Raw genomic sequence first — 17,000 nt, 5'->3', positions numbered from 1 at the left:
CGGCCTGGACCCCGCCCGCCGCCGGAACGAGACTAGGACTCCCCCGCCCGCCGGGGAAGCGTCCGGCTCCCCGGTGCGGAACCGTTATCTGCTCCCTTCATCGCGACACAAGGGACAAGTGCGACCAAAGTCCGTTTCATCCGCACTGTCCACAGCGGAATGTGCTGAAATCAGCGAAACGCCCGTTTTCCCGCCCTCCCCTCGGAGCACTAGACAGCCCGCGCCGCCACCTACGAAGGTCGCACAATCCTGATCACCCGCACCCCGAACTCACCCTCCTGCCCACCCCGCACCACCCCACCGCACCAATGCGGGTCCGGCACGCCCCATGCACCCAACGCCACCTTGGAGGTCAAGCCCCACCTCAAACCCGAAGCCGATGCACCCAACTCGCCAGGCACCCAATCCCCACCCGAAACCGCACCAACGCACCCAACTCACCAAACACCCACACCACCCCCGCACCCCGATACGAAGCCTCCCTGCGGTTCGGGAGTGCTTGTCAAGGCATCTTTCCCGCCTTGACAAGCACCCCCGAACCGTCAGCACAATCCAGCTTCGGGGTGCCCCACCACACCACCCACATGCAATGTCGCCCCCAGGCGACGAGCCGCCCGCGACCCCCCACGGGAAACACGTGAAAACAATTCACCCCGCCCAACCCGAACACCCCGTGACATCCGCCCTCGATATCACCCCTTATGGGGTATTCCTCCCCGAGTGGATCTAGCTAACCGGCGCGAACGCTCCTAGCATGCCGACCATGGGGACCTTGCCGCCAAGGCGGGTAAATTGATTTCGCTGACCTTCCGGATCCTGGGGCCGCTGGAGGTCGTCGCCGAGGGCCGGGCCGTACCGCTGGGCGGTCCGAAGCCCCGGCTGCTGCTGGCCGCGCTGGCGCTGCAGCCCAACATCGTCGTGTCCACCGAAGCGCTGGTCGAAGTCCTCTGGCCGACCACCGCCCCGCGCTCGGCGGCCGCCAACATCCGCACCTACGTCCACTCCCTGCGCAGACGCCTGGCCGAAACCTCGCCCGACCTGGCCGATCGCATCACCAGCCGAGCCTCGGGCTATCTCCTCACCGTCTCGGAAGACGAACTGGACCACCTCGTCTTCACCCGCCTCGCCACCCAAGCCTGGGAATCCCAGGACCATCCGGAAACCGCATTGGCCCTGCTGGACGAAGCACACTCGCTGTGGCGCGGCGAAGTGCTGGAAGGCCTCCCCCACGACCCGACCTGGGGCCCGACAGTCGCCCGTCTGAACGAGCTTCGCCTGGCAATACAGGAACAACGCATCCGCGCCCGCTTAACGTTGGGCCGGCACAACGAAGTCATCGCCGAACTCCGCGCCCTCGTCACGGAACACCCGCTGCGCGAAGAACTTTGGCATCACCTCATCACCGCTCTCCGCGACGCGGGCCGAACGACCGAAGCCGCGGAAGCCTACGAACTGGTCGAGCAAACCCTCGCCGACGAACTGTCCGCGAGCCCCGGCGCGGCGCTGCGCGAACTCCGCACCACTCTCGAAGTTCCCTGTGCCAAAGTCCCGCCGATCTGTCAGCTCCCCCTGGATCTTCCGGATTTCACCGGCCGCGGCGAGGTCATCGAGCACCTGGTCGCGAAACTCCGCCGCCACGCCGAAGCGGAACGCCCCACGGTCGTCGTTCTGTCCGGCGCACCAGGCATCGGCAAATCCTCCATCGCCGTACGGGTAGCGCACGAAGTCCGCACGGTTTTCCCGGATGGACAGTTGCATGTGGACCTGGCCGGAACCTCGTCGTCGCCGCGCTCGCCGATGAGCGTCCTGGCCGAACTCCTGCGCGCCCTGGGCATTCCGGATTCGGGCCTTCCCCGGGATCTGGCGGAACGTTCCGCGCTCCTGCGTTCCCAGCTCGCCGGACGCCGGATGTGCGTCGTCCTCGACGACGCGGGCAGCGCCGCGCAGGTGCGCCCGCTTCTCCCCGGCGCGGGCGCGTCCGCCGTTCTGGTCACCAGCCGGATCCGCCTGCCCGACCTCGCCGGCGCGCTGCCCGTGGACGTCGACCTGCTGCCCGAGCCGGAAGCCGCGCGCCTGCTGGAAGGCATCGTCGGCCCCGAACGGGTAGCGGCCGAACCCGAAGACGCCGCGGCGATCCTGCGCCAATGCGGACATCTTCCGCTGGCGATCCGGGTAGCCGGGGCCAAGCTCACCCACCGGCCGACCTGGTCCCTGCGCGTTCTCGCCGACCGGCTCCACGACGAACACCGCCGCCTGGACGAGCTGCGCGTCGGCGATCTGGCCGTCCGGGCGAGCGTGACCCTGAGCTACGACCTCCTGCCCATGTCCGCCGCCGCAGCCTTCCGCCGGCTGGGCGCGCTGGGCCCGGTCCAATTCCCCGCCTGGGCCGTCGCCGCCGTCCTCGGCCGCCAGTCCGCCGACGACGTCCTCGACGTACTCGTCGACGCACACCTGGTGGAACTAGTCGCCACTGACGTCGCGGGCCAACCGCGCTACCGCCTGCACGACCTCCTGCGCGTGTACGCCGCGGAGCTGGCCGAGCCCGCGGAAACCCGCGTCGCGATCGGCCGCGTGCTGGAGGGATATCTGGCGCTGGCAGTGGAAGCCGCCGAACGCATGCCGATCCATTTCTTCGGCCAGTACCACGACGACACGGACCTGGCCCTGCCGCCGGACGCGGATCGCCTGCTGACCGGCCCCGCCGCCTGGTTCGCCGCCGAACGCGCCACGTGTGTCGCCGCCGTCGGGCTGGCCGCCGAACTCGGGTTCGACGACCTGACCTGGCGGCTCACCGTCGCCCTCACGCCGTACTTCGACCTTCGCGGCCACCAAGACGACTGGCACGCCACCCACTTGATCGCGCTGGAAGCCGCACGCCGGGCCGGCTCGGTCCGCGGCGAGGCAGTCGTCCAGCGCAATCTCGGCCAAGTCCTGCTGTACCAGGACAACGACGCGGACGCGATGGTCGCGTTCGAGGCAGCACGCGAGCTGTACCAACGGATCGGCGACCAGCAAGGACTCGGCGTGGCCTACGCCGGTCTCGGCACCGTGCTGCGGATGCAAGGCCAAACCGACCGCGCGCTCGAACCCTGCCACGAAGCGCTCCGGCTGTTCGGTGAAGCGGGCGACCCGCACGGCGAAGCGGTGATCCGGATCGCGATCGGCTCGATCTGGGTCGCGCGCAAGTGCTACGCGACCGCGCGCCGCTGGTACACCGACGCGCTCGAGCTGTCCTGCGAAATCGGCGACCGGCACCGGGAAGCCCATGCGCTGCAACGACTAGGGCTTCTGTACCAGCGCGAGGGCAACCTGACCGAAGCCCGCGAACACGTCACGCGCGCCATCGCCGTGTTCACCGATCTCGGCGACGACCATTGCGTCGGCTACGCGAACCAGAACCTGGGCGCGCTGTGCCTCTACAGCGGCGATCTCGCGCACGCGCAACTGCTGCTGGTGAACTCGCTGAGCGTGCACCGCCGCAACGGCGACCGCCGTTCCGAGGCCGAAGTGTCCCAGCTGCTCGGCGAACTCCATTCCGCGCTCAGTCAACCCGAACGGTCCCGCAGCTACGCCGAACGCGCGCGGGCCATCCGCCGGGAACTGTCCGTCGGCCCCCTGGTCGAAGACCAGCCGCACCGGACCGGACCGCAGCGGATCGTGTCCGCCTGACGCGCGGGCCCGGTTGCGCGGCCAAACCCGCGCGCCGGGCCACGATGCGCTCATGAACACCAGGAAAGCGGCTGGTCACGTCCTTCTGGCACTGGCGCTTATCGCTTTGTCGACTCCGGCGCCCGCCTCGGCCAAACCTCACCACGGCAGAAGAGTGCAGGAAAGACCGCTGACCTACCGCCTCTACGCGACCCGCGAAGGACTCGTCGGCGGCACCACCTCGAGCGGGCACCGGATCACCGAACGAGACCATTTCGTCGCGCTCCCGTCCACGAAAACGGTGTCCTCCAAAGGAAGAGGGACCTTCACCGTCCGGGTGTGCCGCACCGACGGCGCGCGCTGCGAGTACGCGCCGGTGTGGGACGTCGGTCCGTGGAACGAACACGACGACTACTGGAACCCCGCCGACCGCCGCGCGAACTTCGGTTCGCTGCCGCAGGGCGTGCCGGAAGCACAAGCGGCGTACCAAGACGGCTTCAACGGCGGCAAGGACGAACACGGCCGCACGGTGCGCAATCCGGCCGGTCTCGATCTGGCCGACGGCACGTTCTGGGACGGCCTCGGCCTCAAAGGCAGCAGCTACGTGGACGTCACTTTCCTGTGGACCGGCAGCGCTCCGGCCACCGGCGTGGTGACCGGCGGCGCTCCGCTCGTCGTGCGCACGTCCGCGAACAACGACGCGCCTCCGGCAGGATTGGCCGCCGACTCCGCTCAGGTGCCGATCGAGTGTTCCGTGCAAGGCGATCCGGTGGACGGCACCACGCGCTGGAACCGGATCGGCCCCGGACACTATGTGCCCGAGGCCTATCTCCGAGCCGATGCGGCTGTGCCGTCCTGCTGAAACTCAATGATGGTGGTGGGCATGCACGACGGCGTGCCCGCGACCGCGGCCGATCATCCACTTGTTGACCGGAACCGTGACCACGAAGGCGATCGCGAGCGACAACGCCAGCGACAGCCAGAACAATCCGCTCGACAATCCCGCATCCATCGCACCGGGGATCGCCACGACGACGGTGTTGTCGATGACCTCCATGACCGCGATCGACACCGTGTCAGCGGCGAGCGCGACCTTGAAGGCGGCTCCGAGCGCGAGGCCCGACTTGAGCACGCCGCGCATGGTGAGGGCGTAGCCGAAGACGAACGCCAGCACGATGGACAGCACCACCGTGGCCGCGTTGTGCAGGCCGAGCGCGGTGCCGAGGACCATGCCGAGCACTTCGCCGATGGCACAGCCGGTGAGGCAGTGCAGCGTCGCCTGGGCGGCGGTGGACCAAGAAGCTCCGTGCTGATGTTCGTTCATGCCGCCAACTATACCCCCTAGGGGTATCAATAGCGCAAGGTTGCCCGATGTGAGGACGGTCCCCCGGCGCGTCCGGCATAGCTTCACGACACAGCCGGCGGGCGGAGGGAAGGCTGCGCCGTCCGGCGGTTGAACTCTCTTGCGTAACCGTTTGGTCGCGTTCGGTTGACCCCTTGCCGCCGCTGGCCCTACCTTCGGCTGCCAGGCCACATAGCCGGGGAACGGTGGGGGATGCGAGGGCGGACCAAAACGCTCGTGCTGGGCGCGGCGCTGGTGGCGACCGCGGCGGCACTGGCGGGCAGTTGCTCGCCGGTCCTGCCGGACTCGGCCCCGGAGCCGGCGAAAATCGCCTTCGTGCCGAAAATCGGCGGCATCCCGTACTTCGACGCGATGAACGCCGGGGGCATGCTGGCCTCCGAACGGCTCGGCGCGAAGTGGTTCCTCCGCGCCCCGGAGTCGGTCGACCCGGCCGCGCAGACGGCGATCCTGCGGCAGCTCATCGCCGAACAGGTGGACGTCATCGCGGTGGCCCCGAACGATCCGGCGGAGCTGGCCCCGACGATCGCGGAAGCGCGGGCGAAGGGCATCCACGTGCTCACCACGGACACCGACGCCGCCGATTCGCAGCGCGAGGTGTTCGTCAACCAGACGACGGCCGAGGGCATCGGTTCCGCGCTGGTCGACTCGCTGATGAAGAAGACCGGCGGCGCCGGCGAGTACGCGATCGTTTCGTGCGGGCGCACCGCGGCGAATCTCAACTCGTGGATCGAAGCCGAGAAAACGTATGCGGCGCAACGCTATCCGCAAGCCAAGCTGGTCGATACCGTGTACGCCGACGAGGACACCACCACCGCCACGAAGCTGGCGAAAGACATCCTCAACCGGCATCCGAAGCTCACCGGCATGATCGGCCAGTGCACGACGGCCACGCCGGGCATCGCGCGAGCGGTGCGTGATCAGCAGAAGATCGGCCAGGTCTACACCGTCGGCACGGGCACGCCGCAAACGATGAAGCCGTATCTGGTCGACGGTTCCTGTTCCATGACGGTGCTGTGGAACGTCGAATCCCTCGGCTACCTCACCGCCTGGACCGCCGAGCAGCTCGCGACCGGCGCCCCGCTCCGGCCCAAGAACAACGTGAGCCCGGAACTCCCCGCGGTGCGCTACAACGCGGCCTCCCGGACGGTCCTGCTCGGCGATCCCCTGCTGATCACGCAGAACAACGTGGATCAGTTCAAGTACTGACGGGCTCAGCGCACGTCGACGGTCACCGTCAGCGTGCGCGTCCGTGCCGGCAGCTTCGCCATGTCCACCTGCAGGTACTCGCCGTCGTCCTGGCGGCCGTTCGGCTGTGTCTTGGCGTGCAGCGTGTAGGGAGCCGCCGAGTTCGCGACGCCGTCGATGCCGAAGTCGCTGTCGTTGCTGATCACCACGGTACGGCCGCCGTCGGTCGTCGCGACGCCTTCGACCTTGTCGTGGCCGAAGAAGCCGCCGCTCGGGTCCAGCCCGGTCACCAGACCGCCGACGTCGAGGAACAGCTTCTTCGCCACCGGCGTCACGCCGACCTTCGCCAAGGCGTCGGCCGCCTCCGCGGTGGTGGCCTTGCCGACGTACGCCTCGATGCTCTTGCCGCCGTCGACGAGCAGCCCGCCCTTGGCCGGGTCGTACGTCGCGCCCGGCACCTTCGCCGCCGGGCCGAGGTCAGTCGCCTTGCTCAGGTCGACCTCGAACAGTTTCTTGTACGCACCGGGTTCGGCCTTGCCGTCCCGCTCGTCCACGAGGAACCGGGTCGAGGACAGAGCGGTGATCTCGGAAACCGCGGTGCCGGTCTCGTCCGGGTTGTCGAGCAGGTAGGCGTACTCGTGCGTCGCCCGGGTCTTGAGATCGACCGTCACGATCCGCAACGCGGGAACTTTGCTGGGCTTCTTCGTGAGGTCCGGCTGCTGCAGCGCGGACTGCATCATGCCGACGAGCGTCCCGCCGTCCGGGGTGAGCGCGAGCCCCTCCATGCCCTTGTTCGGCACGCGGTTCTTCAGTTCCTTCGGCAGCGAACCGTCGAACGGCGAGAGACGCTCGATCGCGCGGCCGTCCGCGCGGAAATGCGTGATGAACGGGCCGTACTCGTCCGATACCCAGAACGTCCCGTCGCGTTGCGCGACAAGCCCTTCCGAGTCGTAGCCGTTCGGCGACGCGGGCAGCTTGGCACCGTTGAGATCCACAATGGTCTCGCCAGTGCTCGCCAAGGTGTTGACCTGGCCGTTGTACGGCGAACCGTCGGCCGCGCGCAGCGGAATGTTCCGCTCCAGCACGGCTTTTCCGCCCCGGAGGCGGAATTTGCCGATGGCGGGCGTGAACGACGGGAGCGGCTCCACTTTGGACCCGTCCGGCGCGTCGACGTTCGGGCCGCGGTCGGTGAGCCCGTAGAACTCGTCGCGCGAACCTGGCACCGGAGTGAGCGCGGACCCGTACCCGCCGCCGGTGATCTTGACGCCGCCGACAGTGCCGAGCGGCGGCAACTTCGTCGGGTACAGCCGGACCGCGTCGCTGACGGTGTAGGTGAACGTGTCGCGTCCGGTGAACCCGGCGGCGGGGGTGTAGCGGAACGATCCTGCCGGGCCGATGGTCAGCGCGCCGTGCCCGGGATCGGTGTGCCGGACCACCGCTCCGTCGCGCTGCGCGTCGCCGCGCACCTGCAGCGTGTGCCCGGCCCGCACCCGGTAATGGCCGTCCGGGCGGTCCTTGGCCTCGGCCGGGCCCGCGGCGGCCAGCGGCAGCACCAGCACCCCGGCGACCAGCCCGATCTTCACGCGTCTCATCGGCTTTCTCCTCCTCTGGCGTCGTTTTCGACGCCTGACGGAGTCTCGACGGCCGAGTTGGACAGCGTCGGTCATCGAGACGACTGCCGCATTAACGAGCGCGCCGTGCTCGAGCCGCTACCGCACCTCCTCCGACGATCAGCAGGACTGTGGCGAGGCCCCAACGCCGCTGCTTCTTGACGTTGTCGTGCGTTTTAGTCGCGTGTTTCCCGGGCGGTTGCCGGGCTGCCTTCAGCGGGACGGCGCGGGACGGTGCCGGGGGTTGGGGCATCGGGATGGGCTGGATGATCGCGTCCGGCGGTCGCGGGGGTGGGGTGGGCGTGATCGGGTTCGGCTGGGTTGGTGCCAGGGATGACGACGGTGGCGTCGGCGCGGGTGGGCTGGAAGACGGCGTAGGGCTCGCCGAGGTCGTCGGCGTCGAGGAGGGTGCCGGTGTCGGTGTCGGAGAAGGCGAGGACGGGGTCGGCGGGGGTGGCGGAGGCGGTGGCGGGGGTTCCGCCAAACACCCGGCCCCGTCGGACGTCACCAACGGCGGCCCAGTGCTCACCTCGACCGCCGAACCGCCGTCCATCCGGTACGTGACGCTCCGCCCGTCGATCCAGTTCGCGGTCGCGTAGAGCTTGTGGTCCGGTCCGAACACGACGGAACCGTAAGTCGCGTCCGGAAACCGCTCCCCCGGCACCTTCGCGACCTGTCCGCTCACCGGATTCACCGTGACCACCGCGCCGTCGGCAGCGGACGAAACCCCGTACAGCAGACCGTCTTCCGGGTTGTACGCGAAGTCGTCGATTTCCGAGGCGAGCCACCACGGACGCAGCAACACCGGCCCGGTCGCGGTGAGATAACCGGAGCCGCGCGGATCAACGTCCACTGTGTACAGAATGGTTCCCCGCTTCACATACCAGGAATTGCCGGACATCGCCCCGGCCGTCGCGCCGGTCACCCAGCTCCACACGCCGTGGTGGGTGTCGCGGCCGACCGGACCGAGGTCGGTCAGTTCGCCGTCGGAATCGATCCGCACCGCGTGCCAGCCGTCGTGGAAGCGGCCGTCAGCGACGCCGTACGTCACGTCCTGCGCAGCCGAATACGCGATGGCGTTCAGCGCGAAAGGACTGTGGTGCAACAGATGTCGCGCGCCCGCGGGCAACGTCAGCCGCACGATGTCGGACGACCACCCGTCCCGGCTTTCGACCTGCAGCACCTGGCAGGACATCGCGGCCGCGCGCTGGCGAGCCGGAGCCAGCCACCCGGACGCGACGAGCAGCCCGGCGACCACGGCCGCGGCGGCCACCACAGTCAGGTACCGGGAACCTCGCACCGGTCAGCCGAGCCGCGAGATCGCCGTGGTGAACGCGTCCGGGCGCACGTTCGCGCCTCCGGCATAAGGGTTCTGCAGCTGGTAAATCGCATACAGCAGCAGGACGATCGTGCCGGCCAGCGTCGACACGATCACCAGATGCGCGGCCATTCGCGTGCCGCCGAAGAGGTTCGGCAGCAGAACCGAGATCACGCTGCCCAGAATGAGCGCGAACCACATGACCGAGCCGACACCGTCGGTTTCCGCGCCGGTGAGCCGGGTCTGCCGGGCCTGGTAGACCTGCCAGAGCTGTGCGGCGGCGTCCTCCTTCCGACTGTTCGTCCAGTCGTCCCTGGCCTGCGCGTCGGCGACGACGCGGCGCATCTGGTCGAGCTGCGTCCAGCCGGTGTCCGGAACCGGCCCGTCGTCGACGAGCCGGGGCCACTCCTGCTTCGACACCGTCGTCGCGTACGCGATGGCCAGCCGCCGCACCTGCTCGCCGGTGTCCCCGGGCAGCGCCTGCGCCGACCAGGTGGCGGCGACGAGGCCCTCCGCCTCGGTGTAGGAACCCTCGCGCGTGGCCGTGACGGCGTCGAAAAGCGAGATCAGCACGAACGCGACCAGCACCGCGTGCAGCCCGCCGACGATGGTGAACACCTGGCCCGCGGCGTCGTTGTTGTCGCGGCGGCCCTCGTCCCAGCCGAAGCGCCGGACGAGATAGCCGATCACCGCGGCCGCGATCGCCGCGCCGACGACCCAGAACACCCCGGTCACGTAGACGTTCATCCGGTTCCTTTCGCGGGGAAATGCGCTGGCCGACGCTATCCAGCCGATTCCGGAACGGACAACGGCGAAACCCGCGATTCAGCCGGGTGGCCGTCCGCCGTCGCCGTGGTTCGCCGGATCGGAGCAGCCGTCCGGGCACGCGTTCCCCCGTTTGCTCTTGCTCGGCAAGGAAAACAGCTCGGATACCAGTCGTCCGCACTCGACCGGGTTACGGCAGCAGACCGACGGTGACGCGCTCTTGATTGTCAGCCGGACAACAGCACCGGCAATGTCCGAAAAGGAGCTTCGGCAAACAGGTGAATCGAGCTCGGCTACCCGATCGAGTGATTGTCGGGATCGTCCATCTTGCTAAGTTGATGCGCGGTGCCGCTCACGATTCGCATTCTTCACCCCCTCCCGGAAAACCTCTCCGGCGTTTTCGACGTAAGGTGGTTTAGCAGTGACCGTTCCGATCCCCTCCGCACTGTCCACTTTGGCCATTGCGCCGCGTCCGGAAGCGAAAGAACGATGACGACGGTGGACGCGCGGACCGGGGCCCGCTCCGTGGCCGAGGTGCTGGACTGGAGCCGGAGCAGGTGGGAACCGGCGATGCGGGCGGCGGTCGACCGGCTGCCCGTGTCGATGCGCCGGATCGCCGGCTACCACCTCGGCTGGTGGGACGAGACCGGAACGCCGACGACCGCGTCCGGCGGCAAAGCCTTGCGCCCGGCGCTGGTGCTGCTGTGCGCGGAAGCCTGCGGCGGAGACCCGGAGGACGCGATCCCCGCCGCGGTGGCCGTCGAACTGGCGCACAACTTCTCGCTGCTGCACGACGACGTCATGGACGGCGACCGCACCCGGCGGCATCGCCCCACCGCGTGGACCGTGTTCGGCACCGGACAAGCGGTTCTGGCCGGGGACTCCCTGCTCGCCCTGGCCTTCGACGTCCTGTCCCCGGACGGTCCAGCCGCCGCGCGTCTCCTGAGCACCGCGGTGCTGGACCTGCTGCACGGCCAGCACGAGGACCTGGCGTTCGAACAGCGGACGAACGTCGAAGTGGCGGAATGCGTGCGAATGGCGAAGGGAAAGACGGCGGCCCTGCTGAGCGCGGCGTGCACACTCGGCGTGCTGGTGGTCGGAGGCCGCGGCGAACACGTCGAACGCTTCGGCCGGTTCGGACGGTCGCTCGGCCTGGCCTTCCAGCACGTCGACGACCTCCTCGGCATCTGGGGCGACCCGGCGGTCACCGGCAAGCCGGTCTATTCAGACCTGCGCAGCCGCAAGAAATCGCTGCCCGTGGTCGCGGCGCTCACGTCAGGCACCTCAGCCGGACAGGAACTGGCGATGCTCTACCGGCAGCCCCTGCCGGACGACTGCCTCGCCAAAGCCGCGGCACTGGTCGACGAAGCCGGTGGCCGGTCTTGGAGCCACACCCAGGCCGACGAGCTGCTCACCGACGCGTTGACCGCCCTGACCGCCGCCAACCCAGCCCCGCGAGCAACGGCCGAGCTGACCGCGCTGGCCGAGCTCATCACCCGCCGGGACCACTGACCCGGGCCGTCGCCCGGCCCCGAACCATCATTCGCCCCGGGCAATCGCCCGACCCGACGATCGCCCGGCCTAAACGGTCGTCCGCCCAAGCCGCCAGCCCAGCCAAGCGACCCAACCAGTGCGGTCGCCTGCCCAGGGCAATCGTCCTGATGCCGCTTCGAGGCACATCCCACGGCGGCCTCGATCGCCTGCAGGGTCTAGCAACCGACTTCATTTTCTCGCCGGTCGCTTCATGTCGACCTCATAAATAAAGTGAAAGCCAGGGTCGTCTTCGCTAGTTCGAGCGTGCTGGAAGTACGTGCGGGCGGAGTGCCCGTGGTGACGGATCCGCAAGGTCTGTTCAGCGGCCCAGTTCGACCGCACGGTGTAGGTCGCTGGCGTAGGCCTCGGGTTGTTCCCAGGCTGCGAAGTGGCCTCCGGCGTTGTGTTCCACGTAGGCGCGGATGTTCAGGAACGCCTCGGCGTAGCTTCGCGGCTCCGGTTTGATGTCGCGCGAGAACACCGACAGCACGGTCAGCGTGTCGATCCGGTCGGGGAGCGTGGCCGGTTCGGCGTAGGTGGCGAATGAGGTGCCGATCGTGCCGGTGACCCAGTAAGCGGTGACCCAGGTGAGAAGTTCGTCCGCGGTGAAGGCCGATTCGTCGGACCAGGACTCCAGTTTCTCGACGATCCACGCAGCGAGGCCGGCGGGTGAGTCGCCGAGAGCGACGGCGAGCGTGTTCGGCCGCGTCGACTGCTCCGCGATGTACCCGCCCTCGGTCCGGAACCACCGCGCCGCTCGGTCGAGGTAGGCCTTCGCGTCCGGCGCGAGCTTCGCCGGGTCCGCCGTGAACGCGTGCTGCGGGGCGACGTTCGTGAGGTGCAGGGCGGCCACCCGGTCCGGGTGTTCGGCCGCGAGGAGTTCCGCGACGGTGCCGCCCACGTCGCCGCCGGACACCGTGTACCGCGCATACCCGAGTTCGTCCAGAGCGTCCGCGACGATCCCGGCGATCCGGTTGACCGACATGCCGGGCATCGTGAGCGGAGCCGCGAACGGGAAGCCCGGCAGCGCGGGGACCACCACGTGCAGGTCCGCGAGCAGAGGCAGGACGCGCTCGAACCGCAGCACCGAGTCCGGCCAGCCGTGCAGCAGCACGGCAACCGGCGCGCCGGGATCCGCGGCCCGCTGGTGGATCACCCGCAGCTCGGTGTCGCTCGCCTGGACCGTCGTCCAGGGGAATTCGCCGATGCGGCGCTCGTGCACGCCCCAGTCGTACCCGTTCGCCCAGCGTTCGAGCAGTTCATCGAGGCGGGCGCCGGTGATGCCGCGCGTCCCGTCGGCATGCCACGGGGTCGCGACGCGCCGCGTCCGCCGGAGTCGTTCCTGCGTTCCGCTGTCCATGTGTATCAACGTACACAAGATGTGTATGCTCGTACACATGAGCTCGCGCAATGCCGCCGCCACCCGGCAGCGGATCCTGGAGCACGCACGACGCCAGTTCGCCCGGCACGGATACGCGGCGACCACGGTCAAGGGCGTGGCCGATGCGGCCGGTGTGTCGCCCAACCTCATCACGCGTTATTTCGGCGGCAAGGACGGTCTTTTCCTGGCGGCGACCCGGACGGAGATCCCAGTCGTGGACTCCTTCGACGGCGACCGTTCAGCGTTGGGCTCGCGTCTCGCGGCAAGCATCGTCCAGCGCTGGTTCGCCGCGGCGGAGGAGGATCCGCTGCTCGCGCTGCAACGCGCGTCCGGCGAGCGCCCGGAGGCGGCGGAGGCGTTGGCCGCCTTCCTCGACACGAACTCGCTGGAGCCGCTGCACCGTTACCTGCGCGGCAGCGGCCTTGACGACGCGGACGCCCGCGACCGAGCCGCGGCGATCGACGCCTTCGTGCTCGGCGTCTCGACCCGCCTCCGGGTCCTGCGTTCCGAACTCGGCGACCCCGCCGAACTCCAGGCATGGCTGAGCACCACCATCCAACGCCTCGCCGACGGGTAACCACGACAAGCGACAGGCGCTGAAACTCGTTTCCGGTCGCCCTATGTTGTCCCAACTCAGCATCGGCCACACGCGAGGACGACCCAAGGCCGTTCGGCGCACCCGACGCCACCGTCAGGCAGCACCGGCCTGGAACCGTCACCGGCCCGGGCGGTTCAGCCCTTCCTCCCCAGCACCCCGGGAAAGCACCACCTCATCGGTATTCGCGAGCGCTTCCTTGCCGCGCTGACTCGACGGCGCGGTCGTGAGGTCCCGCAGGCGAATCGGTGGCCCCAGATCGATCAGCGTCGGCACATACTCGGCCTTGTCGACCGTCCATTTCCCGCCAGTCCGGCTGAACCGGAACCGCGCCGCGACCCCTTCCTCGGTGGACCCGCGAGGTTCGTCGTGCCGCGCGACCTCATTGCCGAGCCCGAACGCCACCCACTTGCCGCCGATCTTCTGGAACGGCTGCACCACGTGCGCGTGATGTCCGACGATCAGGTCGAGATCCGGCGACGCCGTCAGCTTCCGCGCCAACTGCGTCTGCTCAGCAGTCACGTCATGCTGATACTCGACGCCCCAGTGCAGGCTCGCGATCACGACCTCCGCCCCGGCCGCCTTCGCCTCGCGCGCCGCGGAGAGGATCTCGTCGGGGTCGATTTCGTTGGCCAGCCACGGTTTCCCGGCCGGCCGCTTGATCCCGTTGAACCCGAACGCGTACGACAGCTGCGCGACCTTCACCCCGTGCACGTCCAGGATCAGCGGTTTCCCCGCCTCTTCGGACGAACGCGCGGAGCCGGTGTGCTTCAGCCCGGTCTCGTCGAGCTTGTCCAGCGTCCGCTGGACACCCGCCGCACCCTGGTCGAGCGTGTGGTTCGACGCGGTCGAGCAGGTGTCGTATCCGGTGTCCTTCAACGCGTCCGCGATTTCCGGCGGCGCGCTGAACGACGGATACCCGCGGTACGGCCCGCCCTCCGGCGCGAGCGGCGTTTCGAGGTGGCAGATCCCCAGATCCGCGCCGGACACCAGCGGTTTGACCCCGGCGAACAGGTGTCGGTAGTCGATCTTCCCGCCGCCGTCCGCCTCGGCCTGCTCGGTGAGCCGCGGGTGGATCAGCACATCCCCGGTCGCCACGACCGTGAACGAGTCCGGCGAGGCGGCCGTCGCCGACGACGGTTCGGCCGAGGACCGGGGCGGGGCGGCTTCGCTCCCACACGCCGTCAGCATCAGCGCGACCCCAGCGAGGGCGGCGGCGCGGCGTATGTTCGTCATGATCATCCCCTTTGCCCGACTGCCCGGCACATCCTTCCGCATCACTCGTGTGGGTTAACACCCTGGTCGTGACCAGGCAAAACGCTCAGGCCAGGCAGTCGGAGGGCTCTCCGCGAGTCAGCGCCGGGTCGGTCTGGTCGAAAGTCCGCGCGACGCCGGGGCCGGACGTGCGCGTCTCGAACCGCACGGTCACCCGCCCGTGCCCCGCGCCTTGCACCCAGCCCGTGCCGTACTCGGCATGCACCACGTCGTCTCCCGGACGCCATCCCGACGAGGACACTGGCGCGCTCCCGCCCGGAGACGGCACCGAAGTGACCACCGGCTCCTCCGTCGCAGCAGGCACGGTCAAGCTGAACAAGGCGTCCTGATGCGGCACCGAAAGCCCGCTGAACGCCACGCCGGCCAGCCGCACTCCGCCGAACTCCTGCGGGTCGAGCAGCAGCCGTTCCGCAGTAGCCGCAAGCTGTTCGAGGTCGTCCGTGGGCGACGCGGTGGTCTCGGAGCGGGTCACCGTGCTCATGTCCGTATGCCGCAGCTTGATCACCACCGTGCGCGCGACGCGGCCCGCCTTCACCAGCCGGGCGTGCGCGCCAGCCGCGATTTTCCTTACCTCCGCGCGCAATCGCACGAGGTCGACCACGTCGACGTCGAAGGTCGTCTCCGCGCTCACCTGCTTGGCTTCGCCGCGTTCCGCGACCGGACGGTCGTCGAATCCGCTCGCCAGCCGACGCAAATCGCGGCCGACCACGCCGCCGAGCGTCGACACCGCGTCCGGCTCCGGCAACGCCGCCAGCTCGCCCAGGGTGAGGACGCCGATCGTGCGCAGTTTCGCTTCCGCCACCGGGCCGATCCCCCACAACGCACGCACCGGCAGCGGAGCCAGGAACTCGCGTTCAGTTCCCGGCGGCACGACGAGCAGGCCATCCGGCTTCGCGCGGTCCGAACCTATTTTCGCGACCTGCTTGCCCGTTCCCGCGCCGATCGACGCGGTCAGCCCGGTCTTTTCCCGGATCCGCGTCCGCAGGTTCTCGGCCCATTCGGTCACCTGCCCGACCGACGCGCCGGCCAGCGCGGGAGGTTCGGCGAACGCCTCGTCGAGAGAAATCCGTTCCAGCACCGGCGCGACCTCGCCGACGACGTCGAAGACCTCCTTGCTCAGGATTTCGTACAACCGGAACCGCGGCGGAAGCACCACGCCGCCGGCCGGAAGCAGCCGCCGGGCCTGGGACATCGGCATCGCCGAACGCACGCCGTACTCGCGGGATTCGTAGCTCGCCCCGGCGACGACGCCGCGGTGTCCGGTGCCGCCGACCACGACGGCGCGCCCGCGCAGCGTCGGGCGGGTGAGCTGCTCGGCGGAGGCGTAGAACGCGTCGAGGTCCAGGTGCACGACCCAGCGGGACATGTCAGGTTCCAGCGTCCAGGAGTCGTTGCAACGCCTTGGTGTAGCTCTCGAACGCGGCGCGGCCCTTGCTCGTGAGCCGCACCAGCGTGACCGGCGTGCGGTGCTCGTAGGCCTTGGTGATCTCGACGTACTCGGCGTCCTCGAGTTTCCGCAGATGCGTCGAAAGGTTGCCCGCGGTCATCTCCAGCAACTGCTGCAGCCGCGGAAAGGTGATCTGGTCGGCGGAGCGCAGCCCGGCGAGCGCGACCGTGACGCGCAGCCGCGCCTGGGCGTGGATGACGGGGTCGAGCTCGGGCAGATCAGTCACGGGGCCGCACCACGTAGACCAGCGCCGCGACCGCGAATCCGCCGCCGCCGGCGAGCGAGAGGACCAGGAAGTTGCCCGGCACGCCGACCAGGACGCTTGCCCCGCCGCACACGATGATCCAGCCGCCGAGGAAGTACTGCCGCAGGTCCTGCCACAGCATTCCGCCCGCGAGGTAGAGCGCGCCGGTCAGCAGCAGCGACGTGCCCGACCACAGCAGCGGCACGAGATCCGAGCCTTCGGGGAGGAGTTTGGTGATCCGGATGTCGATCAGGCACATCGCGGCGAACGAGATTCCCCACGACCAGCCGTACATCGCGCTGATCCGCCGGGACGGACCGCGGATCCCCCGGCTGGGTTTGCTGCCGTGCCAGGCGGAGTAGGCGATCGCGCCCATCATCAGCACCGCGACGACGATCGCCGCGACCCATCCGGGCAGCAGCGCCGCCGATCGCTCGTCGGAGAGATAAACGAGGCCCCAGCCGACGAGCCAGGTGAAGGCCCAGACGCCGAACAGACGCGCCGGGCTGACTCGCAGCTCCCGGCGCGTCCGCTCGTGCTGAAGGGCGATGAGTTCGAGCGACTCCGCCGCGGACAGCGGCTCGCGCTCGTCCTCGACGGGGTCTTCCGCGTCGTCGTTCACCCCGGACCGCCCTT

Annotated in this window: 14 protein-coding genes; 5 read left to right on the top strand and 9 right to left on the bottom strand. The window is 69.2% G+C overall.

Features of this window, described 5'->3' with window-relative positions:
* Positions 1-792: 792 nt before the first annotated feature.
* Positions 793-3,669, top strand: a complete 2,877-nt coding sequence (locus tag H5411_RS13750; protein ID WP_183123978.1) for an AfsR/SARP family transcriptional regulator — start codon at positions 793-795, stop codon at positions 3,667-3,669.
* A 154-nt stretch (positions 3,670-3,823) separates the two neighbouring features.
* Positions 3,824-4,510, top strand: coding sequence for a hypothetical protein (locus H5411_RS13745; RefSeq protein ID WP_312878222.1), 687 nt, complete (start codon positions 3,824-3,826; stop codon positions 4,508-4,510).
* A gap of 3 nt (positions 4,511-4,513) precedes the next feature.
* Here the strand turns inward: H5411_RS13745 and H5411_RS13740 are convergent, their stop codons facing one another.
* Positions 4,514-4,972, bottom strand: coding sequence for a DUF4396 domain-containing protein (locus H5411_RS13740; protein WP_101435430.1), 459 nt, complete (start codon positions 4,970-4,972; stop codon positions 4,514-4,516).
* Between the two features lie 231 nt (positions 4,973-5,203).
* Between H5411_RS13740 and H5411_RS13735 the strand changes: the two genes are divergently transcribed.
* The gene (locus tag H5411_RS13735) at positions 5,204-6,217 is read left to right on the top strand and encodes an autoinducer 2 ABC transporter substrate-binding protein (RefSeq protein WP_183123976.1); all 1,014 of its coding nucleotides are present in this window, start codon (positions 5,204-5,206) and stop codon (positions 6,215-6,217) included.
* 5 nt (positions 6,218-6,222) lie between these two features.
* On the opposite strand, the gene H5411_RS13730 is transcribed toward H5411_RS13735, so the two are convergent.
* The 3 genes from H5411_RS13730 to H5411_RS13720 all read right to left on the bottom strand — a co-directional run bounded on the left by H5411_RS13730 (position 6,223) and on the right by H5411_RS13720 (position 9,871).
* Complete coding sequence (locus H5411_RS13730) at positions 6,223-7,788, bottom strand: esterase-like activity of phytase family protein (RefSeq protein WP_183123975.1); 1,566 nt, start codon at positions 7,786-7,788, stop codon at positions 6,223-6,225.
* A 91-nt stretch (positions 7,789-7,879) separates the two neighbouring features.
* Positions 7,880-9,106: a DUF6923 family protein gene (locus H5411_RS13725; protein ID WP_183123974.1), complete on the bottom strand. Its 1,227-nt coding sequence runs from the start codon at positions 9,104-9,106 to the stop codon at positions 7,880-7,882.
* A gap of 3 nt (positions 9,107-9,109) precedes the next feature.
* Positions 9,110-9,871, bottom strand: a complete 762-nt coding sequence (locus H5411_RS13720) for a bestrophin-like domain (protein ID WP_183123973.1) — start codon at positions 9,869-9,871, stop codon at positions 9,110-9,112.
* 507 nt (positions 9,872-10,378) lie between these two features.
* On the opposite strand from H5411_RS13720, the gene H5411_RS13715 reads away from it, so the two are divergent.
* Complete coding sequence (locus tag H5411_RS13715; protein WP_183123972.1) at positions 10,379-11,401, top strand: family 2 encapsulin nanocompartment cargo protein polyprenyl transferase; 1,023 nt, start codon at positions 10,379-10,381, stop codon at positions 11,399-11,401.
* Positions 11,402-11,741: 340 nt separating this feature from the next.
* Here the strand turns inward: H5411_RS13715 and H5411_RS13710 are convergent, their stop codons facing one another.
* Positions 11,742-12,782: an epoxide hydrolase family protein gene (locus H5411_RS13710; RefSeq protein WP_183123971.1), complete on the bottom strand. Its 1,041-nt coding sequence runs from the start codon at positions 12,780-12,782 to the stop codon at positions 11,742-11,744.
* A 37-nt stretch (positions 12,783-12,819) separates the two neighbouring features.
* On the opposite strand from H5411_RS13710, the gene H5411_RS13705 reads away from it, so the two are divergent.
* Positions 12,820-13,380 (top strand): TetR/AcrR family transcriptional regulator, encoded by a 561-nt coding sequence (locus H5411_RS13705; RefSeq protein WP_101435437.1) that lies wholly within the window; start codon positions 12,820-12,822, stop codon positions 13,378-13,380.
* A gap of 138 nt (positions 13,381-13,518) precedes the next feature.
* On the opposite strand, the gene H5411_RS13700 is transcribed toward H5411_RS13705, so the two are convergent.
* From H5411_RS13700 to H5411_RS13685, 4 genes are all read right to left on the bottom strand, one after another.
* Positions 13,519-14,640 carry a CapA family protein gene (locus tag H5411_RS13700; RefSeq protein WP_376772143.1) on the bottom strand — a complete coding sequence of 374 codons (1,122 nt, stop codon included), beginning with the start codon at positions 14,638-14,640 and terminating at the stop codon, positions 13,519-13,521.
* Positions 14,641-14,719: 79 nt separating this feature from the next.
* Entirely contained in the window at positions 14,720-16,039 is a 1,320-nt protein-coding gene (locus H5411_RS13695) for a DNA polymerase IV (RefSeq protein ID WP_183123969.1), read from the bottom strand.
* Position 16,040: 1 nt separating this feature from the next.
* On the bottom strand, positions 16,041-16,346 hold the full coding sequence (locus H5411_RS13690) for a winged helix-turn-helix domain-containing protein (RefSeq protein WP_101435439.1): 306 nt from the start codon (positions 16,344-16,346) through the stop codon (positions 16,041-16,043).
* A complete protein-coding gene (locus tag H5411_RS13685) occupies positions 16,339-16,986 on the bottom strand; it encodes a hypothetical protein (RefSeq protein WP_183123968.1) in 648 nt (215 codons plus the stop codon). The genes H5411_RS13690 and H5411_RS13685 overlap by 8 nt, the downstream gene beginning before the upstream one ends.
* Between the last annotated feature and the right edge of the window lie 14 nt (positions 16,987-17,000).

The sequence above is a fragment of the Amycolatopsis echigonensis genome (assembly GCF_014174495.1).
Taxonomy (GTDB): Bacteria; Actinomycetota; Actinomycetes; order Mycobacteriales; family Pseudonocardiaceae; genus Amycolatopsis; species Amycolatopsis echigonensis.
This window is presented reverse-complemented; position numbering and strand designations above follow the sequence as displayed.